This is a genomic window from Streptomyces sp. NPDC028331, from assembly GCF_055565775.1.
The window spans coordinates 204,266-229,733 of record NZ_JBVHTR010000011.1 but is presented as its reverse complement, the minus strand read 5'-3'; the positions used below and the strand labels follow the sequence as shown (position 1 = coordinate 229,733).

At 71.4% G+C, this 25,468-nt stretch carries 25 protein-coding genes; 12 read left to right on the top strand and 13 right to left on the bottom strand.

Going from position 1 to position 25,468, the window contains the following annotated elements:
• The first annotated feature begins 406 nt into the window (after positions 1 to 406).
• Complete coding sequence (locus tag ACZ4SW_RS18825; RefSeq protein WP_468244330.1) at positions 407 to 616, top strand: hypothetical protein; 210 nt, start codon at positions 407 to 409, stop codon at positions 614 to 616.
• On the top strand, positions 616 to 1,284 hold the full coding sequence (locus tag ACZ4SW_RS18820; protein ID WP_468244328.1) for a Type 1 glutamine amidotransferase-like domain-containing protein: 669 nt from the start codon (positions 616 to 618) through the stop codon (positions 1,282 to 1,284). The genes ACZ4SW_RS18825 and ACZ4SW_RS18820 overlap by 1 nt, the downstream gene beginning before the upstream one ends.
• Before the next feature lie 167 nt (positions 1,285 to 1,451).
• Here ACZ4SW_RS18820 and ACZ4SW_RS18815 read toward each other — a convergent pair whose 3' ends face one another.
• Positions 1,452 to 1,796 (bottom strand): ArsR/SmtB family transcription factor, encoded by a 345-nt coding sequence (locus ACZ4SW_RS18815; RefSeq protein WP_468244326.1) that lies wholly within the window; start codon positions 1,794 to 1,796, stop codon positions 1,452 to 1,454.
• A 136-nt stretch (positions 1,797 to 1,932) separates the two neighbouring features.
• On the opposite strand from ACZ4SW_RS18815, the gene ACZ4SW_RS18810 reads away from it, so the two are divergent.
• The gene (locus ACZ4SW_RS18810; protein ID WP_468244323.1) at positions 1,933 to 2,910 is read left to right on the top strand and encodes a quinone oxidoreductase family protein; all 978 of its coding nucleotides are present in this window, start codon (positions 1,933 to 1,935) and stop codon (positions 2,908 to 2,910) included.
• A gap of 52 nt (positions 2,911 to 2,962) precedes the next feature.
• The gene (locus ACZ4SW_RS18805; RefSeq protein ID WP_468244320.1) at positions 2,963 to 3,919 is read left to right on the top strand and encodes an EamA family transporter; all 957 of its coding nucleotides are present in this window, start codon (positions 2,963 to 2,965) and stop codon (positions 3,917 to 3,919) included.
• Between the two features lie 347 nt (positions 3,920 to 4,266).
• On the opposite strand, the gene ACZ4SW_RS18800 is transcribed toward ACZ4SW_RS18805, so the two are convergent.
• The 5 genes from ACZ4SW_RS18800 to ACZ4SW_RS18780 all read right to left on the bottom strand — a co-directional run bounded on the left by ACZ4SW_RS18800 (position 4,267) and on the right by ACZ4SW_RS18780 (position 12,023).
• Positions 4,267 to 8,439, bottom strand: coding sequence for a beta-galactosidase (locus ACZ4SW_RS18800; RefSeq protein ID WP_468244317.1), 4,173 nt, complete (start codon positions 8,437 to 8,439; stop codon positions 4,267 to 4,269).
• Between the two features lie 400 nt (positions 8,440 to 8,839).
• On the bottom strand, positions 8,840 to 9,475 hold the full coding sequence (locus ACZ4SW_RS18795) for a hypothetical protein (protein ID WP_468244314.1): 636 nt from the start codon (positions 9,473 to 9,475) through the stop codon (positions 8,840 to 8,842).
• A gap of 421 nt (positions 9,476 to 9,896) precedes the next feature.
• Positions 9,897 to 10,532 (bottom strand): hypothetical protein, encoded by a 636-nt coding sequence (locus ACZ4SW_RS18790; RefSeq protein WP_468244311.1) that lies wholly within the window; start codon positions 10,530 to 10,532, stop codon positions 9,897 to 9,899.
• Positions 10,533 to 10,899: 367 nt separating this feature from the next.
• The gene (locus ACZ4SW_RS18785) at positions 10,900 to 11,844 is read right to left on the bottom strand and encodes a ThiF family adenylyltransferase (RefSeq protein ID WP_468244308.1); all 945 of its coding nucleotides are present in this window, start codon (positions 11,842 to 11,844) and stop codon (positions 10,900 to 10,902) included.
• On the bottom strand, positions 11,841 to 12,023 hold the full coding sequence (locus ACZ4SW_RS18780; RefSeq protein ID WP_468244305.1) for a hypothetical protein: 183 nt from the start codon (positions 12,021 to 12,023) through the stop codon (positions 11,841 to 11,843). The genes ACZ4SW_RS18785 and ACZ4SW_RS18780 overlap by 4 nt, the downstream gene beginning before the upstream one ends.
• 310 nt (positions 12,024 to 12,333) lie before the next feature.
• Between ACZ4SW_RS18780 and ACZ4SW_RS18775 the strand changes: the two genes are divergently transcribed.
• Together ACZ4SW_RS18775 and ACZ4SW_RS18770 are read left to right on the top strand one after the other, a co-directional pair.
• A complete protein-coding gene (locus ACZ4SW_RS18775; RefSeq protein WP_468244302.1) occupies positions 12,334 to 13,365 on the top strand; it encodes an SDR family oxidoreductase in 1,032 nt (343 codons plus the stop codon).
• A 170-nt stretch (positions 13,366 to 13,535) separates the two neighbouring features.
• Entirely contained in the window at positions 13,536 to 13,898 is a 363-nt protein-coding gene (locus ACZ4SW_RS18770) for a DUF488 domain-containing protein (RefSeq protein WP_468244299.1), read from the top strand.
• On the opposite strand, the gene ACZ4SW_RS18765 is transcribed toward ACZ4SW_RS18770, so the two are convergent.
• The gene (locus ACZ4SW_RS18765) at positions 13,895 to 14,635 is read right to left on the bottom strand and encodes a YqjF family protein (protein ID WP_468244409.1); all 741 of its coding nucleotides are present in this window, start codon (positions 14,633 to 14,635) and stop codon (positions 13,895 to 13,897) included. The genes ACZ4SW_RS18770 and ACZ4SW_RS18765 overlap by 4 nt on opposite strands.
• A 162-nt stretch (positions 14,636 to 14,797) precedes the next feature.
• Between ACZ4SW_RS18765 and ACZ4SW_RS18760 the strand changes: the two genes are divergently transcribed.
• A complete protein-coding gene (locus ACZ4SW_RS18760) occupies positions 14,798 to 15,856 on the top strand; it encodes an ABC-2 transporter permease (RefSeq protein WP_468244296.1) in 1,059 nt (352 codons plus the stop codon).
• A 57-nt stretch (positions 15,857 to 15,913) separates the two neighbouring features.
• On the opposite strand, the gene ACZ4SW_RS18755 is transcribed toward ACZ4SW_RS18760, so the two are convergent.
• Positions 15,914 to 16,888, bottom strand: coding sequence for a LysR family transcriptional regulator (locus tag ACZ4SW_RS18755; protein ID WP_468244293.1), 975 nt, complete (start codon positions 16,886 to 16,888; stop codon positions 15,914 to 15,916).
• Positions 16,889 to 17,014: 126 nt separating this feature from the next.
• Between ACZ4SW_RS18755 and ACZ4SW_RS18750 the strand changes: the two genes are divergently transcribed.
• From ACZ4SW_RS18750 to ACZ4SW_RS18740, 3 genes are all read left to right on the top strand, one after another.
• Positions 17,015 to 18,259, top strand: coding sequence for an MFS transporter (locus ACZ4SW_RS18750; RefSeq protein ID WP_468244290.1), 1,245 nt, complete (start codon positions 17,015 to 17,017; stop codon positions 18,257 to 18,259).
• Positions 18,260 to 18,392: 133 nt separating this feature from the next.
• Complete coding sequence (locus ACZ4SW_RS18745; RefSeq protein ID WP_468244287.1) at positions 18,393 to 19,274, top strand: restriction endonuclease; 882 nt, start codon at positions 18,393 to 18,395, stop codon at positions 19,272 to 19,274.
• Positions 19,275 to 19,556: 282 nt separating this feature from the next.
• The gene (locus tag ACZ4SW_RS18740; RefSeq protein WP_468244285.1) at positions 19,557 to 19,856 is read left to right on the top strand and encodes a hypothetical protein; all 300 of its coding nucleotides are present in this window, start codon (positions 19,557 to 19,559) and stop codon (positions 19,854 to 19,856) included.
• Between the two features lie 101 nt (positions 19,857 to 19,957).
• On the opposite strand, the gene ACZ4SW_RS18735 is transcribed toward ACZ4SW_RS18740, so the two are convergent.
• The 4 genes from ACZ4SW_RS18735 to ACZ4SW_RS18720 all read right to left on the bottom strand — a co-directional run bounded on the left by ACZ4SW_RS18735 (position 19,958) and on the right by ACZ4SW_RS18720 (position 22,617).
• Positions 19,958 to 20,851, bottom strand: a complete 894-nt coding sequence (locus tag ACZ4SW_RS18735) for an aminoglycoside phosphotransferase family protein (RefSeq protein WP_468244282.1) — start codon at positions 20,849 to 20,851, stop codon at positions 19,958 to 19,960.
• A gap of 208 nt (positions 20,852 to 21,059) precedes the next feature.
• Positions 21,060 to 21,854 (bottom strand): SDR family NAD(P)-dependent oxidoreductase, encoded by a 795-nt coding sequence (locus ACZ4SW_RS18730; protein WP_468244280.1) that lies wholly within the window; start codon positions 21,852 to 21,854, stop codon positions 21,060 to 21,062.
• A gap of 178 nt (positions 21,855 to 22,032) precedes the next feature.
• The gene (locus ACZ4SW_RS18725) at positions 22,033 to 22,242 is read right to left on the bottom strand and encodes a hypothetical protein (RefSeq protein ID WP_468244277.1); all 210 of its coding nucleotides are present in this window, start codon (positions 22,240 to 22,242) and stop codon (positions 22,033 to 22,035) included.
• Positions 22,243 to 22,245: 3 nt separating this feature from the next.
• Positions 22,246 to 22,617 (bottom strand): nuclear transport factor 2 family protein, encoded by a 372-nt coding sequence (locus ACZ4SW_RS18720; protein WP_468244274.1) that lies wholly within the window; start codon positions 22,615 to 22,617, stop codon positions 22,246 to 22,248.
• Between the two features lie 173 nt (positions 22,618 to 22,790).
• Between ACZ4SW_RS18720 and ACZ4SW_RS18715 the strand changes: the two genes are divergently transcribed.
• Positions 22,791 to 23,789, top strand: a complete 999-nt coding sequence (locus ACZ4SW_RS18715; protein ID WP_468244272.1) for a helix-turn-helix transcriptional regulator — start codon at positions 22,791 to 22,793, stop codon at positions 23,787 to 23,789.
• 55 nt (positions 23,790 to 23,844) lie between these two features.
• On the opposite strand, the gene ACZ4SW_RS18710 is transcribed toward ACZ4SW_RS18715, so the two are convergent.
• Positions 23,845 to 24,642, bottom strand: a complete 798-nt coding sequence (locus ACZ4SW_RS18710) for an SAM-dependent methyltransferase (protein ID WP_468244270.1) — start codon at positions 24,640 to 24,642, stop codon at positions 23,845 to 23,847.
• Between the two features lie 378 nt (positions 24,643 to 25,020).
• Here ACZ4SW_RS18710 and ACZ4SW_RS18705 point away from each other — a divergent pair, with 378 nt between their 5' ends.
• Positions 25,021 to 25,305, top strand: coding sequence for a hypothetical protein (locus tag ACZ4SW_RS18705; protein WP_468244267.1), 285 nt, complete (start codon positions 25,021 to 25,023; stop codon positions 25,303 to 25,305).
• Positions 25,306 to 25,468: the final 163 nt, after the last annotated feature.

Here is a 25,468-nt window from a genome sequence, read left to right as displayed (position 1 = left end):
CCGCGGAAGCGTCGCCTCGACATCCGGGTGCCCATGAAACCCCAGCTCACCCGTTTCCGGGCAGGACGACCGCGGGGATACCGGCAACGGCCGGTAGAGGCCGCTCGGGGCGGTGGCGGCCGCCCGGTCACAGGGTCCAGTGGGCATGCCAGGGCTCGTAGGTCGGGGAGTTCCGCTCGGCCGGCAGCCGGTACACCTCGGCGTCCGCGGAAAAGGTGACTCCCCCCCTGTACCGAGCCCGTCCGGCGACTCGCCGGATGACCTCACATCCCGACGGGGCCCGGCTTTCTGGCCACGCGTCAGAAGGCCACCACTGTCCCCCCATGCCTGTTGAGGCGTCAAGGAAAGTCACCGACACCAGCATCGTTCCGCTGCCGGACAAGTCTTCACCACCGCGCTGCGCGGCGTGGGCCCGCAGGAGACCGGCTCGGCGGCCGGGCTGCTCAACGCCGTTCAGCAGTTAGGCGGTACCCTCGGCGTCGCGGTGGTCGGGGGCGTCTGCCTCGCCGGGGACGGCGCCCCGGGCAGCGCCGTGCAGGCCGCGTTCGCAACGGCCGGTGCAATCCTGGCGGCGACCGCGATCGCCGCGACTGCGATGAAGGGACGGCTCGCCTGATGAAGCTTCTGTTGACGTCGAGCGGCTTGCGCAACGAGACATTGCGGGATGCGTTGCGGGACATGCTGGGAAAGCCGTTCGAGTCGGCGAACGTCGTGTTCGTTCCCACGGCGTCCGTCGCCGAGCCCGGAGACCACGGTTGGTTCGTCGCGGACATGAACCGGCTGCACGGCCTCGGCTGGCGCGAGTTCGACATCCTCGAGCTGAACGGCCTGCCCCGGCAGACGGTCCTCGACCGGCTGCTGCACGCCGACGTCGTCTATGTCGAGGGCGGCAACCACTACCACCTCGCGCGCAGCATCACCGGCAACGACCTGGCCGACGGCTTCCTCGAAGCGCTGGAGAGCCGGGTCTACGTGGGCGTGAGCGCCGGATCGATGATCTTCAGCCGGAACCTCACCGAACACTCCGCCGACGTCATCGGGGACGCGGCAGACCTGCACGCGCTCGGCGCGACGACCGTGAAGCCGCCGTTCGGTGTCTTCGACTGGTACCTGAAGCCGCACCTGTACTCTCCGGACTTCCCGGAGCGGGACGACGCCTGGGCTGATCGCATCGTCACGCGGGCGGACTTCCCGATCTACTTCATCGACGACGACACGGCTCTTCGCGTCACGGACGACAAGGTGGACGTCGTCTCCGAAGGGCAGTGGAGGTTCCATCCGTGATCGCGGCGGCCGGAGCACGGCTCGGCGAGGGCGTGTTCCCGCTGCGGTGTGCCGCGGCCGTCCGGACATGATCGATGCCTCAGGCGCCGAGGACAGGGAGCCCGACGCCGTGGCCTGGCCACGACCATCGAGGGGACGGCGACCGCGGCCGGCGTCAGGCCGGCTGCTCAGTCCGCGCCGTCGGCGCGGAGGACGATGTCGAGCAGCCCGGGGAAGCGTGCGTCGAACTCCTCGCGGCGCAGTCGGTTGACCCGCCGGGGCCCCTCGTCCCGCTGTTCCACCAGGCCGGCGCCGCGCAGGACCGAGAAGTGGTGGCTGAGCGCGGCTTTGCCCACGGGCACGTCGAAGCTGCCGCAGCTACGGGTCCAGTCGGCCGAGCCCGCCAGCTCGCGGATCAGCTGGATGCGCACCGGGTCGGCGACCGCGGACAGCGCGGTCAGGACAGAAACGTCCTCGGGATCCGTGTGTACGGGCGCCGCCCGGTGACTGCCGCCCGCGGCCTGGTTCGACATGCCCCTCTCCTCACCCAGTGCGTCCTCGTCGCGAAGCCCGCGGAGTGTTCTCGACGCTTGCAGAGTGTTCGATGAATATCTTACGGTGCCGGTGTTCGCTTTCCATTGAACACTCTGCACAAGGACGGGGCCGCTCATGCGCGCAGTCGAGTTCCAGGAGTACGGCGGTCCCGAGGTGCTGAAGGTCGTGCGGGCCGCCGTCCCCGAGCCGGGGCCGGGCCAGGTGACCGTCGACGCCGCCTATGCCGGTGTGAACTTCGCGGACCTCAAGGCGCGCGCCGAGGGGTACCGCGTGGAATCGCTGCCCTTCCGCCCCGGCCTGGAGGTCTCCGGACGCATCCGGGCCGTCGGCGACGGCGTCGAGGGACTGCGTCCGGGGCAGGAGGTCGTCGCGCTCGTTCACAGCGGCGCGTACGCGGAGGTCGTGGTCGCCGAGACGGCCACCGTCTTCCCGCTCCCCGAGGGCCTGGACCTGCGGACCGCGGCCGCACTGCCCACTGTGCTGCCGACGGCGCACGCCCTGCTGCACGAGGTGGGGCGCCTGCGCGCCGGGGAGAGCGTGCTGGTGCACGGCGCGGCGGGCGGCATCGGCACGGTGGCCGGGCAACTGGCCCGGGCGGCGGGCGCCGGTGCGGTCTACGGCGTGGTCTCGTCCGCGGACAAGGCCGGGCACGCCCTCGAGCACGGTTACGACGAGGTGTTCACCAGCGACGCCTTCTCCGACGACGTCCGCCGCGCCACCGGCGGCAGGGGTGTCGACCTGGTGCTCGACCCGGTGGGCGGCGCCACCCTGCGCCGCGGCCTGGACGCGCTGGCCGTCTTCGGACGGCTGGTGTCCTTCGGCAACGCGAGCGCGGCAGAGCCTTGGCACGTCGGCCAGCCCGAGCTGTACCCGCGGGGCCGTTCCGTCGCGGGCTTCTCCCTCCTGGCGCTCGCGCAGTCGGCGCCCGAGGCGCTGCGCTCGCTGGCCGAACGCGCGTTCCGTACGGTCACCGACGGCACGGTGAGGCTGCCGATCACCGCGGAGTTCGCGCTGTCGGAGGCGGCGGAGGCACACCGGCTGATGGGCGGGCGTACGTCGACCGGCAAGTTGCTGCTGCGGATGGCCGACTGAGCGCGCACCGTCCCGAGAACAGGAACGTGAGCCGGTGATGAGCAAGGGCGGCATGACCCGCGTGTACACGGGGGTCGTGGGCAAGATGCCCGCACCTGGGCTGGTGCTGGGCGGGGTGTTCGGAATCCAGTTCGGCGCGGCTTTTGCACCACGGGTGTACCCGCAGGTGGGTGCCGCGGGCGTCGTATTTCTCCGGTTGCTGATCGCAGGCGTACTTCTGTGCCTGGTGTGGCGCCCGCGGCGGCATGCGTCCAGCTCGGTGAAGGGCGCCCGGGGCACGGTGATCGGCGCCGGCGCGCTGCTGGCGGCGCACCACCTCACCTTCTACGAGGCCGTGAAGCACATCCCCCTGGGGGCCGTGGCCACGATCGAGTTCCTCGGCCCGTTCGTCATCGCCCTGGCCGGATCACGACGGGTGGTCGACCTGCTGCCCGCATGCCTGGCGGCCGGCGGTGTCCTGCTGCTCAGCGGGGGCGGCGTCCCCCTGGCCCCGACCGGCCTCGCGCTGGCCGCGCTGGCGGCGTGCTGCTGGGCGGGCTACATCCTCGTCTCCTCCCGCATGGCCCGGCGCATCAGCGGCGGGCAGGGCCTGGCGCTCGCGGTCCTGTGGGCCGCGCTGCTCAGTGCGCCGTACGGCATCGCCCACGCCGCGAGTGCGCTGCTGGCCCCGCATGTGCTGTGGGTCGCCACTGTGGTGGCCGTGGCGTCCAGTGTGCTGCCGTACTCGCTCAACCTGGAGGCACTGCGCCGCATCCCGCCACGCGTCTTCAGCGTGCTGACGAGCCTGGAGCCCGCCGCCGGCGCCCTGTTCGGACTGCTCATTCTCGGCCAGCGGCTCGCCTGGCCGCAGTGGCTCGGCATCGCCGCGGTCGCCTGCGCATCCGTGGCGGCCACGCTCCTCGGGGCGGGCGGGCGGCGGAGCTCGCGAGTCGGCGCGGACGGCAGGCAGGCATCAGGCGGAGACGCTGCCCGGGCTGGGAGCGGCCACGTCCCGGTGCCGGCCGAGTGACGCCGGTGGACAACGCGTCGCTGCTCCAGCGCGTCGGGCGCGGACGACACCGGGGACACCTGTACCGCGGCCGGCGGGGGTCGGTGCGGGGCGGGGCGGGGGAAGTCTGTCGCATCCTCGGGTCGGCGATGCCCGACGAGTCGTCTGCGATCGGCGGCCGGACCGTCGTCGGCACCGCTTCGGTCTCGTCGGGGCCGTCGGTCTCGTCACTCTCGGGCGTGACCGGCGGATCCAGGGCGTCGACGCGCCGAGCACCGGCGGGAAGCCCAACGCGTTGACGCTCGAACGGCGGACGCCTGCGACAGCAGATCCAGCCCCGCTGTCGCAGGCGTCCGCCAGACGTCCGTCTAGCCGCAGGTCAGCGTCGGCACGGCCCAGTCGCCGTGGTCGTTGCCGTTGCCGTCGCCGGCGTCACCGACCTTCAGGTCGACCACCTGCGCGCCGCTGACATCGACGTCGATCGGCACCGCCGCCTGCTTGCCCCGGATCGTCGGCGTGGTCACCAGGGTCTTGCCGTCGGCGATCACGGAGAACGTCACCGTTCCCGCGCCACCGGTCTCGTCGTCGACACCGACGTACGCCGTCATGCGCGAGCACTTTCCGGCGAGGTAGAGCTCGACGTCACTGACGGAGTTGGTGCCGAGGCCCTTCGGGTAGCGGACACCGGCGATGCTGATCGGACGGCCGTCCCCGGCCGCCTGTTCGCCGACGCTGCTGTCGCGCTCCACCGGACCCCACCCGTTGGTGGACGACAGGAACGGCAGGTCGCTCACGGCGCTGTCCCCGGCCGGCGGAGCCGGCGGGATACCGCCGACGATGCGCTCGTCACCGACGGCCGCCTGCCGTCCGTCCTGCCGGTAGCGCACCGTCGCGGTGAGCGCCGAGGCGGAGGGCAGTTCCCCGGCCGGCGGCTGCACCTTCCAGGTGAAGGTGGCGGATCCGCCCGGGTTCAGGCGCCCCACGGACGTGGGGCTCGTGGCACTCACGCTCCAGCCGTCGGGAGCGGAGAGCGAGGCCGTCAGCCCGGAGGCGGACGGTTTGTCCCTCGGTACCCGCACCGTCGCCTCGGCCGTGAAGGCCTGTCCTGACTGAGCCGTGTGGGGCACGTCCAGGGTCACATCCGCTCCCGGACGCTTCGGCATCGCGTACGTGCGGGGGTTGTAGCGGGGGCTGGCGTTCTGCGCGACGCGCAGGGACGAGGCGTAGCTTCCGTAGTCGGTGAGGGAGACCTTACCGAGCCCGCCGGTGCTGCCGTCCAGGTTCCACACGGCGATGGCGATGCTGTTCCGGCCGTTCGGGTTCAGGATCCCGTTGGGGACCGGGAAGGTGCTCTGCGGGCCGAGGTAGTTGACGTAGTTGCCCATCTGCCAGCCGTTCACGAAGATCGTGGCACGGTACTTGCGTGACGGGTCGTCGGTGAACGTCAGCCCCAGCGAGGTGTCCTGACCGCGCGGCAGGTCCAGGGTGACGTCGGTGCGGTACCAGGACACACCGGGACGGGTGTCGGTCGTCGGCAGGGACACCCGCTTCCAGTCGCCGTCCGGGTAGCCCGGCAGGGACCAGCCGGCCCGTTCGCCGTACAGGCCGCCCGTCGACAGCGGGCCGCGGACCGTGTCCTGCAGGTCCTCGCCGCCCCGGACGCCCTGCAGCCGCCAGGTGACGGGGGTCAGCGGCGCTCCGACGAGGGAGGCGCTGGTCAGGCCGCGCGCGGTCTTGTTGCCGTTGGTCGAGTTGTAGTCCTCCTCGTGCCCCATGTTCACGGTGAGCACGGAGACGATGTTGTCACCCTTCGACTTCACCGAGCCTGCCGGGAAGGTGAAGTCGGCGCTGCCCGTGGTGGAGCTGCCCAGGAAGGTGCCGTTGAGCCAGGCGGAGAAGGCCTGCGCCTTTCCGCCGGAGTCCGAGACCAGGTGGATGCCCGTCTCCTTGCCCGTGGCACGGAAGCGGCCGCGGTACCAGGTGTTGCCGGTGTGGAACCCGTAGTCGTCCGCGTAGAGCACCGGCAGCGCGTTGACGCCGGAGACGCTGTTGGTGGTGGTCCTGTCGGCCACCTGCCAGCCGGAGTCGTCGAAACCGGGGGCTGCTTCGGGGGACTCCTCGGCGTGTTTCCAGTTCGTCAGCTCCGGCAGGCGTACCGGGGCCGCGACGGGGATCTGTCCGGTGAGGCTCCCTGTGTCGGTGGCCCGGGTGGGCAGGGCGTGGCCGTTCCACGTGACGTGGTCGGCGGCGGTGAACACCTCGATGTTCTTGTCGTCGGCGTTGTCGCCGGTGAGCGCCAGGGTCTGGCCGCCGTCCAGGCTGGTCGCCGTCCGCAGCAGATGGGTGCCGCGCACGAGCACCGGGCCGGTCGCCGTGTCCTGGCGCCAGAACGTCTCCGCGGTGGCCTTGTCGCCGACGAGCAGCAGCAGGGGGCGCTTCCCGCCGCCGCTGACGCTGATGCGGATCAGGCCCTTGTGCGTGTAGTTCAGCCGCAGGTCACCGGTGGCCGCGTCCCAGGTGGTCGTGGCCGAGCCGTCGCCGGTGACCACGGTGGGCTTGGAGGAGTAGCGAAGGACGGTCTCGCCGTCGCTCCCGGGGTCGCCGTAGAGCACGGCGACGTCCCGGTTCCCGATCGTCGCGTTGGTCATGATCTCCGACGTCGAGTACTGCAACTGCGCGTCGCCGAGCCGGTAGTTCGCCACGATCACGTGCGAGTCGCGTCCGTCGAGTGTGATCGCGGTACCCGGCTGCTGGGGCACGACCGGGTAGGTCGGTGTCGCGGTGGCGGCCGTCGGCACGTCGATGGCGTCGATGGACACGTAGTTGTCCGTGGAGCCCGAGCTGTGGGTCCCGTCGACGACGATCTTCAGCGTGTGCGCGCCGGGCGTCAGGCCGGCCTTCTGGAAGATCACCGCCTGGTTCTCGCCGCCGGAGTCGTCGACCGTCGCCACCTTGGTGCCGTCGAGGTAGACGTCGGCGTAGCCGTGGTTGTCGGTCTTCGAGCCGATCCAGCGGATCGCGGTGCCGTCGAAGGGGACGGTGACCGAGTCACCGGCCTTGTTGGAGAACGACTCGGTGTGCTTGTAGTCCCCGCCCGTGTAGCTCTGATCGGCCACGTGCGACCACGAACCGGTGTACTGCAGCGCGGAGTCGGGGTCGTCCCAGGTGTAGGTGGTGTCCGCGGACGGCTGCGCGTTGAAGTCCAGCGAGATGTGGGTCTTGTCGACCGCCGTGGACGTGGAGTTCCCGTGCCGGAGGACGTGGAACTGCGTCTTGGTGTCGGGGTTCATCCGGGCGGTGTCGACGACCGCGGAGTCGTCCGGCGGCGTGGCCTTGATCGACTCGGTCTTGGTCAGCGGGGCGACCGACTGCGTGAAGTACCCGATCAGCTTGTCCTCGTAGTACTTCGGGTCCAGTTGGCGGTTCTCGCGGATCGCGGCGCCGTAGTCGTAGGACGTGTAGTTCTCCGGCATGCCCAGCCAGCCCCAGTTGGTGCCGCCGTAGGTCATGTAGAAGCTCTGCGCGGTCGCGCCGACGGCTATGTTCTGCTTGTAGAACACGTTGGCGAACTGGTCGTTGATCAGCTGGGCGCACTTGTCGTAGCCCGGCCCGCCCCAGGGGTCGAAGGCGCCGCCCTGGAACTCGGGCGAGTACAGCGGCTTGCCGGCCGGGTGGTCGTAGCTGATGTCGGGGACGCCGTTCCACTTCGAGGGGTTGGAGCAGTTGAACCCCTGCGGGTAGGAGTCGGGGCCGTCGACGTCCAGGGCGGCCGCACCGGAGTTGAAGGTGCCGTTGTTGTTGCCGGTCAGCGGCACCGTGATGCCGTCGGCGCGGGCCTTGTCCTCCAGGTGCTGCATGTAGGAGCGGCCCGCGGCCGAGCCGTTGTAGTACTCGTTCTCGACCTGGTAGGCGATGACCGACCCGGTGCCGTTGGTCAGCTGGTGGCGGGCGATGATCCGGTCGATCCGGGTCAGCCACTCGTCCGCGTACTTGAGGAACTGCGGGTCGTCACTGCGGTTGCGCCCGGCCTTGGTGGTCATCCAGCCGGGCAGGCCGCCGCTGTCGACCTCCGCGTTGATGTACGGCGCCGGGCGCGCGATCACGTAGAGCCCGGCCTCCTGGGCCATGTCGAGCAGCTTGTCGACGTCACGCACCCCGCTGAAGTCGTACACACCCGGCTTCGGCGAGTGGTATCCCCAGTCGAAGTACAGCGAGGTGGCGTTGAATCCGGCGGCTTTCATCTTCTGGAAGATGTCGCGCCACAGATCCGGACTCGGGAGCCGGAAGTAGTGGAACTCGCCGGACCACAGGTAGGTGCGCTTGCCGTCGACGAGGAACGAGTAGCCGTCGAGACTCACCGTGTGCGCCCCCGGGCCGGCGGCGGGCGCGGCGGCGGGCGCCTGCCCGTCGGCGTCCTGCGCGGCGGCGGGCGCGATCATGCCGGTGGACAGGGCGATGGTCGCGGCTGTCGCGAGGGCCGCCCGCCACCACCGACGGCGGCCGGGTCTCGCAACCTCTGAACCGATCCGATTACTCCGCACTGCGGCCTCCATACCGCCTGAGCAATCAACTTCAAACAGACTCAGGCAAAGTCGAACAGTAAGGGGGCGCGCGGCGCGGCACAATGGGGCGGGAGCACACGGTTGGGGTGACAGGGTGGCGCCGTGGACGCCGTACGCCACGGCACGCTCCGGTAACTGACGATCCGCCATGTGACGCGGTCGTCGAACGGACCGAACGGACCGGATGAGCGGGCGGGCACGGTGCGCGGCCGGCGGCATGGCCGCCGGTCCACCGGCTTCTGACGAGGCGGGTCCGGCGCATCCAGGGCCGGTCGTCCGGCGGGTCGCCGGGCCGGCCCGCAGCGTCCACGGGAGGCCGGGACGCTGAGCGCTGCGCACCACGGCGGCGGTCCGGCCGCCGGCCAGGGGTGTTGATTCCCTACGGCACCGCCAGGCAGTCGCCCCACAGTGCGGCCAGGCGTGCCGGGATCTGCGGGATGGCGGCGCAGCCGCGCGGGTCCCTGGGCAGGCCGTCGCTCGCGACGAGGGTCCAGTTTCCGTTCCCCGAACGGGAGAAGTACTTCATCGCGCTGCCGTCGTCCTGGCCGGCGACCTTCTCCGCGTAGGTGGCGTCGGCGGTCGGCTCGAACTCCGCGGCGGCGTACCCGGCGCCGTCGCACATGCCGTAGTAGAAGGTGCCGGTGCGGGGCTTGATGTGGACCAGCGGAGGCTTGTTCTGGCGCCCATAGGCGGCGGTGACCTCGGCCTTCACGGCGGCCGACACCGTGAGGGACCGGCAGCCGCGGGCGGACGCGCCGGCGGGCGTCCCGGACGGTGCCGCGTCGGACGTCCGCGAGGGGGCGGCGTCGGGCGTCCCGGAGGGGGCGGAGGTCGGTACGGGCGACGGCGTCGCGGCGCCGGCCGGGGTGGTCGTCACGGCCCCGTGGGAACGGCCGGCTCCGTTCAGGCTCGCCGAGTTGCTCGACGAACAGCCGGTGAGCAGGGCGAGGGCCGCCGCGGAAACGGCTGCGAGGGCGGTCGTGGTACGGCGGGTGGAGGAAATCGAAGGTCTCAACTCGAACCCCTTTGGGCAGCCTGCTCACGGAGGGCGGGCTCCGGCACAGATGTCTCTGCCGCCTGGAGACGCGCGACCAGCGCGGGCGGTTCCAGCGCATAAACAAACAATACGGGCCCGTCCAGGGCCCAATGGAACAAGCCCGACGCCACCACATGAACACGCCGGGCCGCGCGACGACGGCCGGAACGGGGACGTGCCGGCCGGACCCGGTTGTCCGCCCCGATCTTTTCCGGACGGGATGCCGTCCGAGCCGCGCGCGCCGTATGCGCGCGGAACGGGAGAAGCGGTTGTGCCGGCCCTGACGGACGGCACAACCGCTGGAGGAGACGATGCCGGACACGACGACGGGAGACAGACGGTACGGCACTTCACGTCGCCTGACGCAAGCCGCCCGTCAGCGGGTCCGGGACGTGATGACCTAGGAGGCCGACGCGGACGCCGGCGGCGGGGGCACGGTCACCGTCGGCGTGGGGGTCGGGATCGGCGTCGGAGTGGGGGTCGGGATCGGCGTCGGAGTGGGGGTCGGGATCGGCGTCGGTGTGGGTGTCGGAGTGGGCGTGGGCAGGCCGCTGCCGTTGAGCACCGTCTCGATGTAATGGTTCAGGGCGGCCACGAAGGCGGAGACGGCGGCAGCCACCTGGCCCGCGTCGCCGGAGCCCATCGCATGCACGAGGTCGTCGATCGCCTTCTGCAAGGCGGCCAGCGCATCGCCCGCCGGATCGGCGGCAGCGGTCGCCGACCGCTGCGCCCGGAGCCGGGCGAGGGCGTCCTGCGCGGCGTCACCGAGCATTCTGGCCTTCGCCGCGGGAAGTCGGCCGTCCCCGGCCCCCAACACGGCGGCCGTCAGGTCGGTGACCGGCGCCAGGCGGGGGTCGCGAAGGCTCTCCAGCCGGGCCAGCAGCGCATCCGGGTCAGCGACGGATGTGTGGGTGGACGCCGCATGGCTGCGCTCGCGGGCCGAGTCGGCCGCCGATGCGACGGGGACGGCGACAGCGGTCAGAAGGGCGGCGCAGAGCGCGGTGCATGCGGTACGACGTATGGACAGACCAGACATGGGTGTTCCTTTCGATGGACGTCGGATCCTGAGCCCACCGTGAAAGAGTTTGTCGCATTGTGCAACCGAACGACTACTCTGCGCATTGACCCACGTTCCGACATCGCCGCATGGCCCCTGATCAGGCGGCCGATGACGTGCGATCAGGTCACGGACACGTTCGGCCGAACGGCGCCGGCCGCCCGGCCCGCGGCGAAGACGTCGACGCCGCCCTGCACCGGCTGTCGTCGTCCGCCTGCAGTCGCTCGCTCACGCGCTCCGTACGGGCCCGCCCGGACGGGGCAGGGCGTCCGCTCCCCGCACGCTCGGACTCCGAGCCGGCCGCGCGGTGCGAGGCGATGCGCCGGCCGTCGCGACGTCAGCGGCCCTACGTATGCGCACCGCGGGCGATCGAGACGATGAACAGGACGAGGATGGCCAACACGATGGCCGCGAAGACGGGCCAGCCGCGCCCCCGGTCATCGCCGGGCCGATCGTGCGATCCCGCGGTGGCCGATGCCGGGGTGGTCGCCACGTGACGCCAGCCGCGGCAGGCGGCGCAGGGGCGCGAGGGGAAAGGGACCCTGACGTTGCGGCTGCTCAGTCCCGGCGTGGGGAAAGTGGCACGGACGCCCGGCGAGGTGGGCGTGAGTCCGTGGAGGTAGATGGCCGTGCGCTGAGGATCGAGGATCGCCGAGCGGTCGTCGTCGGGGTGCGCCAACGCGGTCACCACCTGGGCCGTGGCCAGGGCGACGAGCTGGATGTCCACCCGAGCACCGCGCGCGGCCTGGGTGTCGGCCGTCGTCTGCCGGAACGCCGCCGCGCACTCGTAGCAGGGTGTGCGCCTGCCGGGAAGCACCCACAGGATCTCGCCGACCTCGGCGTCACGGATCCTGGGATCCACCCAGACCGCCGGATACACCGCGGGCCTGCCCACGGCGAGGGCCACGCGGTTGACGTGGCGCTGGCACGTGGCCGAGTCGGTCGCCGCGACCACCACGTCCGCGCCGGCCACCAGCGACCGCTGCCGGTCCGCGGGCAGTTCCAGGAAGTCCACGTGATGCCCGACGGCGTCACAGGAGGGGAAGTCGCGGCGGATCTTCCCGGCCAGCGCGGGTGCCTTGGGACGGCCCAGCGCGGGAGCACCGAGCGGGTGACGAATCAGGTTCTCCACCGCGAGCGTGTCGGGATCGACCAGCCGGAGCGGGCTGAACCCGATCCGCGCCAGCTCCTCCGCGAGGAATCCGCCGACCGCTCCCGCACCGACGATCAGCACCGCCCCCGTGCGCCGACGGTGGCGCGCCCAGACGCGGTCCTCGGAGGGCTCGGTCAATCGAACGTCCAGCGGGCCACCCGAACCGGGCCTGGCCGGTCCTCCCGGTCGGGGTCGGTTTGCTCCCCCTCCGGCTTCAGCTCCCCGGTGTCGGCGTCGAGGAACCACTCGCGTTCGGTGTCACGCGTCTGTTCCTCCGTCAGCTCGGCCCGGTGCAGGGTCTCCGGCGCTGATCCCACGAGGATCCCTCCTTCCGGCTGTGGGCAAGGCTGCGGAGCCTCCCGGAGCATCGCTGCGTCTCGCCCGCCTCCATCGGTCACCGCCCGCCGGCGGCGGGGAGTGACGAAAGGGGTGCCTGGTCTCTTCGTCTCGTGTGATTCCTACGTTACGCGCCGGTATGAGCATCGCATCCCGGGCGTGGGAGGTGGCCGGGCCGGCGAGCGGTCGTCTCGCCGCCGTGCTTCCGTGGATCTACACGTGCGAGTCGGGGTATTCGGTGGTGACGCGGCGGGTCGGCCGCCGGTCCCAGGTGCAGAGGAGGGAACGAACATGAGCAAGGAGCCGCAGGTCAAGGAGCCACAGGTCGTGGTGGTGACGGGCGCCAGCGGCGGCATCGGGCGGGCGACGGCGCGTGCGTTCGGCACTCGCGGGGCGAAGGTGGCCCTGCTGGCCCGAGGGGAGAAAGGACTTGAGGGGGCTGCCGAGGAGGTGCGGAAGGCCGGCGGGACCGCACTGCCGATCCCGGTGGACACCGCCCGCTTCGAGGATCTGGCGGCTGCGGCGCAGCGGGTGGAGGAGGAACTGGGCCCGATCGACGTGTGGGTGAACGTGGCGTTCACCTCGGTGTTCGCCCCCTTCACCGAGATCCGTCCGGAGGAGTTCAAGCGCGTCATCGAGGTGACCCTGCTGGGCTATGTCCATGGCACCCGGGTGGCGCTCGACCTGATGCTGCCGCGGGACCGGGGCACGATCGTCCAGGTGGGTTCCGCGCTCGCCTACCGCGGTATCCCGCTGCAGTCGGCGTACTGCGCCGCCAAGCACGCCGTGCAGGGCCTGCACGACTCGCTGCGCTGCGAGTTGATGCACGACAAGAGCAACGTGCGGGTGACGATGGTGCAGATGCCGGCGGTGAACACGCCGCAGTTCAGCTGGGTGCTCTCCCGGCTGCCCAGGCACGCCCAGCCGGTTCCGCCGATCTACCAGCCGGAGGTCGCGGCGAAGGCGGTGGTGTACGCCGCCGACCATCCCAAGCGGCGGGAGTACTGGGTCGGCGGGTCGACGATGGGCACGCTGATCGCCAACAAGTTCGCCGCCGGTCTGCTGGACCGCTACCTCGCCCGGACCGGGTACGCGTCCCAGCAGACCGACCAGCCCCGCGATCCGGACCAGCCGGTCAACCTGTGGCGGCCCGCGGACGGGTCCGACGGCCGGGACTTCGGAGCGCACGGGGTCTTCGACGACAAGTCCACGCCGCGCAGCTATCAGGTGTGGGCTTCCCAGCACCTCGGGCTGGTCGGCGCCGCCGGGGTGGCCGCGGCCACCGCCGCGGCGACGCTGGCCGTCCGCGCCATCCGGTCCTGACGGGCTGGTCGGCCACTCCCGCAGGTGCTCTCGCATGTGCCGCCGGTCGTCCCCGCGCAGAACCACGCGGGCGACGGCGGTCCCGGCCGTCGCCGCCCCGTCGTCACTCATAAAATGGACACGTCGGACGGATCCGTCGTGGAGCCCGACGCGGTGTGGAGGGTGCCGTCATGGCCGAACAGATCACCTACCGGCGCGTCTACGAGGACGCCTCCCCTCAGGACGGCAGGCGCGTTCTCGTCGACCGCGTCTGGCCGCGGGGCATGCGCAAGGAGGACGCGCACCTGGACGAATGGCTGCGTGATGTCGCCCCCTCCAGCGATCTGCGCCGCTGGTACGGCCACGAGCCCAGCCGGTTCACCGAGTTCCGCCGCCGTTACCTGGCCGAACTGCGCGATGCCGCACACCGTGAGGCGGCCGAGCACCTGCGGTCTCTGGCCGCCGACGACAAGCTCACGCTGCTCACCGCGACCAGGGACGTGGACCACAGCCAGGCCGCCGTACTCGCCGAATGGCTGGGTGGGAGAGGCTAGCGCCCCCGGTGCCGGTCAGCCGCGGCCCGCGGCGGCAGCGGGTGGGACACGCCGATGCGGACGTGCCGGACCCCGTCGGAGAAGTGCACCAACGGTTCGGCGGCGGGTGCGGGAAGTCCCGCCGCCCGGGTCACGGTCTCCTCGAAGCGCTCGAGGGTGGCGGCACGCAGCGGCCAGGGCTCGTGTGCGACGGGCGTTTGCCAGAGCATCCCCAGCCGTCGTGTGTACGCGCGCCACCGGGAGGTCAGCCAGATGTCCCGCTCGGCGGCAACGAGGGGCCTGCCAGCCCGGACGGTCATCTCGTACCAGGGTGATCCGCCCCTCCGCGCACCCGAGTAGGACACCGTGTCACCGTCCCGGGACAGCCTCAGCCGGCCCGGGTTGTAGGGGGCGCCCACGGCGCGGGCCGCCAGCATGAGCGGGTTGTCCACCTCGATGGACAGGAACCACAGCCCGTCACGCCCGTCCGGTCCACGGACGTAGGTGCGCAGGTTGGTCTCCGGGAACGTGGGAAGCCCGGGCGTCGCGCCGGGCAGCACCGACGGTCGTACGTCGGCCATCACGAAGGGCGTCAGGCTCACCCACGCCATGCCCTCGTACTCGTGAACGGCCAGGCCGTCCGGCAACAGGCGCTGCACGGTTCCGGCCGGGAAGGCCCAGTGCACGAAGGTCTGAGTCAGCCATCCCGCCTCCAGGGCCGGCAGGCGGACGCGCTGCTCAGGTACGGAGGACACCATGACGACCGAGTCCCCGGCGGCGACACCCGGAAACGCCACGGGCCGTCCCGGCCCTCGGACGGATGCATTCCGACACGTGGACGGAAGCGGGCTCCGGCATACCGGTGACGCGTCCGGTACGGCTGGCGGGCACCGCCCTCGGCCGCACATATGATCCCGGCCATGGGCGAGCATCGGTCCGCAGCGGGGCCCGGTCGGCAGCCCAGCCGTCAGGGCGGACGGTCGCGGCCGGCACCCTCGCGCTTCGTGCCCGCAGTGGTGATCTCACTCCTCGTCGCGGCCCTGGCCGGGCTCTTCGTCAGCGCCTACTCATGGGCGATGGCCGACCCCGTACCGCATCGCATCCCCGTCGCGGTGACGGGAGGCTCGGTCAAGGGGGACCGATTCGTCGACGCGCTGGAGACCACCCTCCGCACCTCGTTGATCCTGCACCCGTACCCCGACTACCGCGCGGCGCTCGCCGCCGTCAACGCGCAGCGGGAGTTCGCGATCCTGCGGCGCGGACCGGCCGGGGTGGAGGTCGACGTGGCGAGCGCGGCGGGTGCGTCGGTCGCCCGGGTCCTCGGCCAGAGGGCCCCGGCGGTGGGCCAGAAGCTCGGCATCCCCGTGCAGGTCAAGGACGTCAAGCCGCTTCCGGCCACCGACCCCCAGGGACTCGCCCTCTTCTACATCACCCTGGGGTCGACCATCCTCGGGTTCGTCGGCGCCATCCAGCTCGGGGTGCACGCCCAGGCGCTGCACCCCGCCGAACGGATCGCCGTCACCGCGGGCTACTCCGTCCTGGGCGGCCTGTCCATCTGCGTCATGACCGACTGGGTGCTGGGCGTGGTTCGGCTGCCGTTCCTCCAGTCGTGGGGGATCTGCGCGCTCACGATGTTCACCGCCGGCATGATCTTCACCGCGTTCCACACCTTCCTGGGCCGCTGGGCGCTGCTGCCGACGTGGTTGTTGCTGGTCATCCTCGGGAACCCCTCTTCCGGGGGCGCGGTCTCCTGGCCGTTGCTCCCTCCGGTGCTGGGCGTTCTGGGGCGGTTCCTGCCGCCGGGTGCGTCGGTGAACGCGCATCGCAACGCCATCTACTTCCCGCACAACCAGCACCTCGAGCCCTACCTCGTGCTCGCCGCGTGGTGTCTGGCCGGCACGTCGGTCTTCCTCGTATGGCGTGCACGCCACCCCGGCGGCCGGGAGCCGGCGCCGTCCCCCGCTCCCGCCACGGGATGAGCTACGGCACGACCGCGAAGGGCACGCCGGCGCAGGAGACCGCCGCACCCGGGCAGCTCACGAGGCCGTCGGCGCCGGGTGCGGTGGTGCCGGCCGCTGCGCCCATGCCGGTGTCCAGATCTCGGTGCCGGAGTGGCCGGACCGCCCGCGGCCGAGGTGGTCCCGGAGCGCCGCGAGTGCCGGGTGCGGGTTGTCGCGGTGCCAGAGCAGTGAGTGCGGGTAGACCGGTGCCGGGTCGCGCACCGCGATCCGCCGCAGGCCGTGGTCGGCGGGCCAGACGAGGCGTGTCTGCTCGCCGACGAAGGTCGCCAGTGACCGTGAGTGGGCGATGGTGTCCAGCAGGGGCTCGGTGCCGAAGTCGGGGCCGGTGATCTCGATGGTGAGCCCGAACGCGGCGGCGAGCGCGTCGTAGTAGGCGGCCCACTCGGTTCCGGGAACGATGCCGGGCATCCAGATCCGGTGACCGACGAGTTGGGCGGGCGTGACTTCGCGGGCGGCGGCGAGCTCGTGGGCCGGTCCGGTGAGAAGCTGCACGGGCTCGTCGAAGGCACGGGCGACCCCGAGGTCGTCGGGGAGCTGCCGGCCGGGCATGGTGACGGCGCGGAAGGACGCGTCGATCGTGCCGGACCGGATGGCGTCGATGGCCGCGTCGGCGTCGAAGAGGGTCACCACATCGAGCTGGACCGCGGGGTGCGCGCGCCGGAAGTCGCTCAGCACGCCGGCCGGGCCGAGCCGTCGGCCGATCACGTCGACACGCAGCGCACGCCGGCCGGGACGAACGGAGGCGACCGCCCGTTCTTCGGCCCGTAGGAGATCGCGGGCGTGCGGAAGGAACGCCTGTCCGTCGACGGTGAGCTTCGCCCCTCGTGCGCTGCGGGTGAACAGCCGCACACCGAGGCTCTTCTCCAGTGCGGCGATGCGTTTGGAGACCGCCTGCTGAGTGATCGACAATTCCGCGGCAGCGTCCTGGAACCGCCCCGCGTCCGTGGCGGCCACGAAGGTGCGCACCGACTCGAGATCCACGCCGGCCATGCTATGTGCACAACGAAGGGTTGTGCTTTCCTGTCGGGTCGGTTGTTTGATCTCGCCATCCGCTTCCCGCTTTGATGCCGATGCTCAGCGCAGTGGTGGGGCGGATCGGCGAGAGGTGCGTCGGGTATGACAGGCAGGCGGTCCCTGGGCCGGCGGTTCGGGCGGTTGTGGGCGGCGTATGCGGTCAGCGCCTACGGCACCTGGCTCGGGTTCGGCGCGTTTCCCTTGATCGCGATCCTCGTGCTGCACTCCGGGCCGGCCCAGGTGTCGGCGCTGTCCGCCGCGGGGCGGGCCGTGGGGGCCGTGGTGGCGGTCCCGCTCGGTCCGTGGGTGGAGTTCCACCGCAAGCGGCCGGTCATGGTGGCGATGGACCTGGTCCGGTTCGCGGCGTTGATGAGCGTCCCCGCCGCGTTCGCGCTCGGCCGGCTCGGCTTCGCCCAGCTCCTGGTCGTCTCCGTCGTCGTCGCCGCTGCCAACATCGCCTTCAACGCGGCCAGCGGTGCGTATCTGAAGGCGCTCCTGCCCCCGGAGGACCTGCTCGTCGCGAACGGCCGGTTCGAGTCCACGATGTGGACCGCGACCGTGGTCGGACCACCGCTCGGCGGGGCCGCGATCGGGATGTTCGGCCCGGTGACGACCGTGGTGGCCGACGCCGTCAGCTACCTGCTCTCGGCGCTGGGCATCCGCTCCGTCGGCGGGACGGAACCGCGCCCCGCGCGGACCGGTGCGCGGCGGATGCGAGCAGGCGACCTGCTCGAAGGATGGCGTCACATCCTCACCCACCCCGCGCTGCGCCCGCTGTTCTTCAACGCGATCGTCGTCAACGGTCTGATCATGGCCTCCGAGCCGCTGCTGGCCGTACTCATGCTGGGCCGCCTCGGGTTCACGCCTTGGCAGTACGGTCTCGCGTTCGCGGCCCCCTGCATCGGTGGTCTCGTCGGCGCACGCCTGGCGCGCCCGCTCGTGACGCGGTTCGGGCAGCACAAGGTGATGCTCACCGCCGGGGTGCTGCGTGCGTGCTGGCCTGTCGGTCTGGCGTTCGTCCGGCCCGGTGTCCCCGGGATTGTACTGGTCATCGTCGTCCAACTCGGTCTGGTGACCTGCTGCGGCCTGTTCAACCCGGTGCTGGCCACCCACCGGCTCGAGCACACCGACCCCGACCGGGTCGCCCGCACCCTGTCGGCGTGGTCGGTCAGCAGCAGCGCCTCCATCGCGGCCCTGACCGCCTTGTGGGGTCTGCTGGCCGCCGTGACCGGCCCCCGCACCGCGATCGCCATCGCCGGAGTCCTCCTGCTGGCCACCCCGCTCCTGCTGCCGCCCCGGCAGAGCGCGCCGCGGAACGCGCGGGAAGAGGCCGCAAGCCTCACATGACAGGCCGCGGCGTGGCGGCCCGCCGCCACGCCAGTCGACGCCGGGCCGACGGACGCACACGGTGGTGAACCCCACGATCCGGGGCAGACGGGAAGTGATCTTGGTATCGGTCCCGTCGGGGGGAGTACATCTCGTGGCAACGCCCGTCCGCCGTGGGCGCCCGGTGAACCGTCGGCGCGCCTTCGATCTGCGCTACACGGCCCTGTTCTTCGCTCTCCTGGCCGCTGTCGTCAGCCTCGTGGGCCTGACCGCCCGCACGGCGATCAGCGTCGCCGAGCACCGGCCCCTGTGGGCCGTCGTGCTCGGCGTTCTCGTCCTGACGGCCGCCCTGCTCCTGCGGCGGCGTCGGCGGCATCCGTTCTCCGTGGCACGGACCGCGCGCAAGGCCACCGCCGCGCTCGACGAGGCGACCAGAACGGCACTTGACGCGCTGGATCACGAGTCTCCTGGTGGCCGGGACCCCGTCGCGTCGGCCACGGCCGGCGGACCGCTCCCCGTCCCTGCCGGGCGGACGGATCGCCATGAGCCGCCCGCCGCCTCCCACGGCACCGACGAGGCCGCAGCGCTCACGCCCGACGCGGCGACCGCCCGCCCGGCAACCGGGCCCGTCGACCTCGACACCCTGGACCCCGACGAGTTCGAGCAGGCGACAGCCGCCCTGTGCGAGCGCGACGGATGCACGGAGGTGGAGGTCGTCGGCGGAGCCGGGGACCTCGGCGCCGACGTGGTGGCCACGGCTCCGGACGGAAGGCGTGTCGTCATCCAGTGCAAACGCTACGGCGACACCAACCGGGTCGGTTCCCAGGACCTCCAGCGCTTCGGCGGCACGTGCTTCACCGTCCACGGCGCGGATGTCGCGGTCGTCGTCACCACCAGCGGTTTCACCGCTCCGGCGCTGGAGTACGCCGAGCAGTGCGGGATCGTGTGCTGGGACCGGGACGACGTGCGGGCGTGGAGCGACGGCACCGGGCCGGAGCCCTGGCGGCCACGGACGACCGACACGGACGTGCGCTGACCCGCCTCGGCGAAGCCCCGTTGGGCTCGGTCGGCCATCAAGTCGGTGGCGGCACGGGCCGGTTGCCGGTCGTCCGCGGTGATGGCCCGGCGAAACGGCCGGCAGGGCGAGAGCGCTGAGCAGTGCTGTCGGCCCGCGTCCGTTTCAGCGCATCAACTTCACTCGAATGCGGACCGACAAGATAATAGAAATATGATCGTAGTTCAGGATAATCGGGCTGTCAGCCAAAAAGTCCGGACTACGGAGGCTTAGGTGCGTCAGCGCGTGAAACTTGGAGTCGCAATGGCTGCAACAGCCGTTGCTCTGCTTGGGGGTGCCTCAACGGCCGCCGCGACCGACCCGATCGGCAACGCCGGCACGACCGGACTGGCCGGCGCGTACGGCGCGACCGGCCCTTGTTCAGATGACGGGGACGAGCCGTCGGGGACCGACGACGACCTGGGCGAGCTGGCCGATCAGCTCAGCTGTCAGTTCGGCGACGGCAACAGGAATGTGACTATCAATCAGACCAACAACATTTCCATCAACGGCGATCTCGACGGTGAGCTCGACAATTCCATCTTCCCGCCTGAGTGGGAATAGGACCGGGCCCCGTGTGATGTCCTCAGCGCTCGACGAACGCCTGACGAAAGCCCTCGGACGCCGTCGTCCGGGGGCCGGAACGGGTCACGCCGGCGGGCGGATCAGCCGGCGGCCAGGGTCATGAGGAACCGGGTTTGCGGATCGTCACGCCCGGCGCAGATTCCCGGGACCGCGTTGAGGGCGGCCAGGGCCCGGCACCACGCCAGCACACGCTGGGGAGACTGGCCGGGAACCATCGCCGCCAGCGTCTCGATCCTCTGCTCCAGCACCGCGGTACTCGCGGCTCCTTCAAGCACCCAGTCCACGGCGTCGAAGTCCGGGTCGCCCCATGCGGGCCTCGGATCGATCGCCACCAAGCGGGCGTCCGCACCGGACAGCACGTTCGCCGGGTGGAGATCGCCATGTACAAGTCCCACGGGTCCACCGGTGGCGAGTTCGAGAGCGGCCGCCCGGGTCCGGCCGAGCAGCGCCGGGGAGAACGAACCGTTCACACCGGCCGACGCCAGCCTGCGGTCGGCCAGGTCGAAGAGGAAGTCGATCCGGTGCGTGAGAGGCCGCAGTACCGAGTTCTCCCACGGTACGGGCGGAGGAACCCGGAGGTCACTCAGCAGCGCCGCCACCTCGCGCAGGCTCCAGGCGCTTCCCCGCACCTGCACTCCCGGCTCCACGTCCTCCAGTAGCAGAGCCCCGGCGGTGAGGTCGTCGGCCAGCAGGGTGACAACCGACGGCGTCTTCGCCCAGGCTCGCAGGGCTTCGGCTTCCTCGCGGGCGATCGCGGGCTCCGGCGTGAGCTTCAGCCACACCGTGGTGCCGGTGTCACGTCTCAGGCAGCGGAACACCCGTGAGGTGCCTCCCCCGCCGGCCGCGACGAGATCCAGGTTCCAGCGGGCGGTAAGTCCGCCGACGAGATCCGGCAACTCGTCGCACCAGGCCAGCACCTCGGCACCGAACCGAACGACGAGCCGGTCCCGGACCTCCGGCGCGACACGGGCCAACTCCCTCAACACGTCCCCCGCAGATCATCGATGCAGTCCTTGCGCATCTTAGGGCGATCGGGGAGCAGGATTGCGCCTACGCCGATCGCCCACGCCGGGCAGGGTTCCGGCAAGCGCCGCCAACTCCGCGGCGCGGGAGTTCCCAACACCGGGAGAACGTCTCGGCGTCCACTCCGACACGGCCGCCACCCGGGTCGGGGACGAGCGGTCACGGCAGGATGGAGTCGACGTAGCCGCCGTCCACCCGAAGTGCGCCACCGGTGGTGGCCGAGGCCTGGTCGGAGCTGAGGTAGACCACCATATGGGCGATCTCCTCCGGCTCGATCAGGCGCTGCAGCAACGACTGCGGCCGGTGCTCGCGCATGAAGACACGCTGCGCCTCGTCCCAGGGCAGGTCGCGGTCGACGAGTTCGTGGACGAAGTCCTCGACGCCTCCGGTGTGGGTGGGGCCCGCGATCACGGAGTTCACCGTGACGCCCGTACCGGCGGCCTGTTTGGCGAAGCCCCGGCTCACCGCGAGCAGGGCGGTCTTCGACATCCCGTAGTGGATCATCTCGGCGGGGATGACGACCGCCGAGTCGCTGGCGATGTACTGGATACGCCCCCATCCCCGTCCGGTCATGCCCGGCAGGTACAGGCGGGTCAGCCGTACGGCGGCCAGTACGTTCACCTCGAAGTAGCGCCGCCACTGCTCGTCGGTGATCTTCAAGGGGTCTTCGGCGCCGAAGATGCCCAGGTTGTTGACGAGGATGTCCACCTGTGGCAGGGCTTCCGCCGCTCGGCGGGCGCCCTCCTCGTCTGTCACGTCCGCCGCGACCGGGACCAGATCGGCCCCGGGCACCTCCTGCGCCAGCCGGGCGATGCTCTCCTCCACGCGCTGCGGAGTGCGGCCGTTGACACCCACCCGAGCCCCGGCACGGGCCAGACCGGCGGCGATCGCCGCGCCGATGCCCTGTGTGGAGCCGGTGACCAGCGCGGTGCGGCCTTTCAGATCGATCTGCATGTCGTCACAGCCCTTTCTCGCTCATGTCCCCGCTCAGGTACCCGGACCGGAGTCGCGGCATGAGACGTTCGGGTCCACGACGCCTGGATGGCCGCCCCGGCGAAGGAGTGGGCCGTGCGGCGCGAGTGCGCAGCGGACGTGCCGCCGGTGCCGACGGGAGGCACCGGCGGCATTCCGGCTACGGACGGTTCTGGCGGAGCGCCTCGACGATCGCCCGGGAGACCGGGTTCGGCGAGTTCGCCGAGCGGCCCGAAGACTCCGGGAGGCCCTGACTGTCGGAGTGCCGGCCACCGCGGGCGGTTCCGTCGCCGTGGCCGGCGACGGCGTCGGTGAGGAACCGCGGCAGCCCGGCGCCGACGAGCGTCTTCGCGTACTCGGCGGCGGGCACGGCTCAGCCCCGGGCGCGCCCGGCGGCCGCCTCGGCGGCCGGGAGACGGTCGAAGACCGTGGTGACGTGCCTGATCCGGCCGTTTTCGATCGTCACGTACTCCACGCTGCGGAAGTCCTTCATCCACGGGGTGTCGAAGCTGTAGACGATCGCCGCGCTGTCCTCGTCGGCGAGCACCTTCGTGATGGTCGCCCCGGCCAGCGCGTCGACGAACTTCTGGGTGAAGGGGCGGTAGGCCGCAAGCCCCTCGATCCGGCCGGCGGGCGCGTCGCACACGATGTCCTCCGCCAGATAGGTCAGTGCGGTGTCGACGTCCCCGCTGGTCCACGCCTTCGCGTAGCCCTCGGCGATCTGCTTGGTGTCGGTTGCGGTCACAGCCGTGTCCTTCCTGGATGCTTCGCCCCTTGCCCGCGAGCCAGGCGCGGGGTGCGCGCCCGGCAGCGGACGTGTCGGGGAGTTCCGGCCGCGTCCCTTCTGCGGCTCGGTCGACTGCATCCTGCGCGCCGTACATGACATCTTGTGTCATATAGCGCTGGGAGTCTTCCATCATGAGATCCGACCGCCTGCTGTCGATCATGCTGCTGCTGCAGACCCACGGACGGCTGCCTGCCGCCGACCTGGCCGACCGCCTGGAGGTGTCGGTCCGCACGATCATGCGGGACGTGGAGGCCCTGTCCGCGGCCGGCGTGCCCGTCTACACCGTGCGCGGGCCGCAGGGCGGCATCGCCCTGCTTCCCGGCTACCGCACCGACGTCACCGGGCTGACCGCCGACGAAGCCCGTGCCCTGTTCGTCCTGCTCTCCGGCAGCGCGCACGCCGACCTCGGTCTCGGCCAGGCCATCGGATCCGCCCTGCGCAAGATCATGGCCGCCCTGCCCGCGCCGCACCGCCCCGATGCCGAACTGGCCAGTCGCCGGGTCCTCATCGATCCCACGCGGTGGCGCGGCGCGCCCGGACCCGAGCGCCCGAGCCCCGATCTCTCGCCGCTCCAGCAGGCCGTCTTCACCGATCGCCGCCTGCGGCTGCGCTACCGGCACGGCCGGGACAATCGCGTCCGCTCCTACCCCCTGGACCCCTACGGCCTCGTCAACAAAGCCGGCGTCTGGTACCTCGTCGCCGACCACCACGGTGAAGCCCAGCTCTTCCGCGCCGACCGCGTACTGTCCGCCACCGTCCTCGACGAGCCCGTCCGACGTCGCGACGGCCTGGAGCTGACCGACGTGTGGGACACCCTGCGCCACCGCATCGACCACATCCCCGCACCGCTGGCCGTCACCGTGAGCGTGCGCACCGGGATCCTGGCCAAGTTCCTCCGCATCCACGAAGCCGACCTGGCAGCCCCCGTCCCGGAGGGTTCCCTCCCCGCGACGGACGCCGATCCGCAACGGGTGGACGTCCGGCTGCGCTTCCCCTCCCTCATCGCCGCCGAAGCGCTCCTCGCCTTCGGCCCCGACGCCGAGGTCCTCGCCCCGGAGGAACTGCGCCAGGCCCTCGCCCGCAAAGCCGCGGCAACTGCCGCCCTCTACACCGCCGTCCAGGACGGGTGAGAGCGGCGCCGCGATCATCGCCGGTCGTAGGTCGACGCTCCGGCCGTACGGTGGTTCAACCGGTCTTGCGGGCCACTCCCCCGTAGAAACCGATCTCGCCGGATCCTGCCGGCGGCGGGATGTCCGGGCGCCAGAACGGGACTTGGGCCAGACCTGGCTCGACCAGTTCGAAACCGCCGAAGAACCGCTCGACCTCGGCACGGGACCGCAGGTTCAGGGTGGCGGTGGCCCTGCTGTAGACGGCCTGGGCTCCGCTGCGATCGGCGAAGTCGCCCGTGGCGTGCGAGAGCACCAGAAAGCTGCCGGCCGGCAGCGCCTCACGTAGCGTGGCGACGATCCGATCCGGCTTCTCCGCGTCGGTGAGGAAGTGGAGAACGGCGACCAGGAGCAGGGCGACCGGCTCGTCGAAGTCGATGACGCCGCGGACGTCGGGATGGTCCACGATGGCCGACGGGTCGCGCAGGTCGGCGAGTACGATGCTGGTCGCGCCGGAGCTGCCGAGCAGCGCGTCGGCGTGCACCTTCACGATCGGATCGTTGTCGACGTACGCGACGCGCACGTCCGGCGCCACCTCCTGGGCGATCTCGTGCACGTTCGGCGAGGTGGGCAGCCCGGTGCCGACGTCGAGGATCTGGCGGACGCCGCTGCCGACGACGTATCGGACCGCGCGTCGCAGGAAGGCGCGGTTGGCACGCACGCCGATCCGCACCTCGGGTGCCGCGGCGGCGAGCTCGTCGCCGGCCTGCTGGTCCACCTCGTAGTGGTCCTTGCCGCCCAGCAGGTAGTCGTAGATCCGCGCAGGATGCGGCCTGCTGGTGTCGATCTCCTCGGCGCGGAAGCCGCCCTGTCTCACGTCGCACTCCTCTCGACGGCCGCCATGTCCGCCCCGCGAACGGCCGACGCCAGCTTCCCACACCAACTCCCGGATGCGAGAGCGGACTTGGCGGCACCACGCTCCGGCTCGCCGTTGTCACCTCGCCGCCGATGACGGCGTTTGCCCACCTTCGGAGTCATGGTCGGCTCGTCCGCGATTCGGATCGTCGCAGTTCTGGATTCGGCCAGTCGCAGTCCTGGATTCAGCGAGCCGCCACCGCACCATCGGAGGCCGCCATTCGGACCACCGGCCGACTCCTTCCGGTGATTGCCGTACGGCTCGCGAGCGGAGCACGCAGCACGGGGGTACGGCGTCTGCGCAGCAGATGACGCCCCAGGACTCGTGAGGAGAGCAGCCGTGTACGCAGCCGTCAGACGGTACGAAGGGGTGACCGATCCGGCCGAGGCAGGGCGTCGGGTGAGCGAGGGGTTCGTGCCGCTCATCCGCCAGATCCCCGGTCTCCTCGCCTATTACTGGGTCGACGCCGGAAACGGGGTCATGATCTCGACCACTGTCTTCGAGACCGAGGAGGGGGCCGAGGAATCGATCAAGAGGGCGGCCGGTTTCGTACGGGACAACCTCGCGTCCCTGTTCCCCAACCCTCCCCAGGTCATGTCCGGCCAGGTCGTGGCCTCCGCGTAGCGAAGGCGCTCAGGTCACCTGGCCGACGCGCGCGCCGCCGACGGCCCGCCGGCGGCGCGGGGGGGGGGAGCGGGGGGGGGGGTGGGGGGGGGGCTCTTTCTCCCCCCTTTTCCCCCCAAAAAAGAGAACCCAAAACCGAACCCCCGACCCAGCAGGTCTCCCA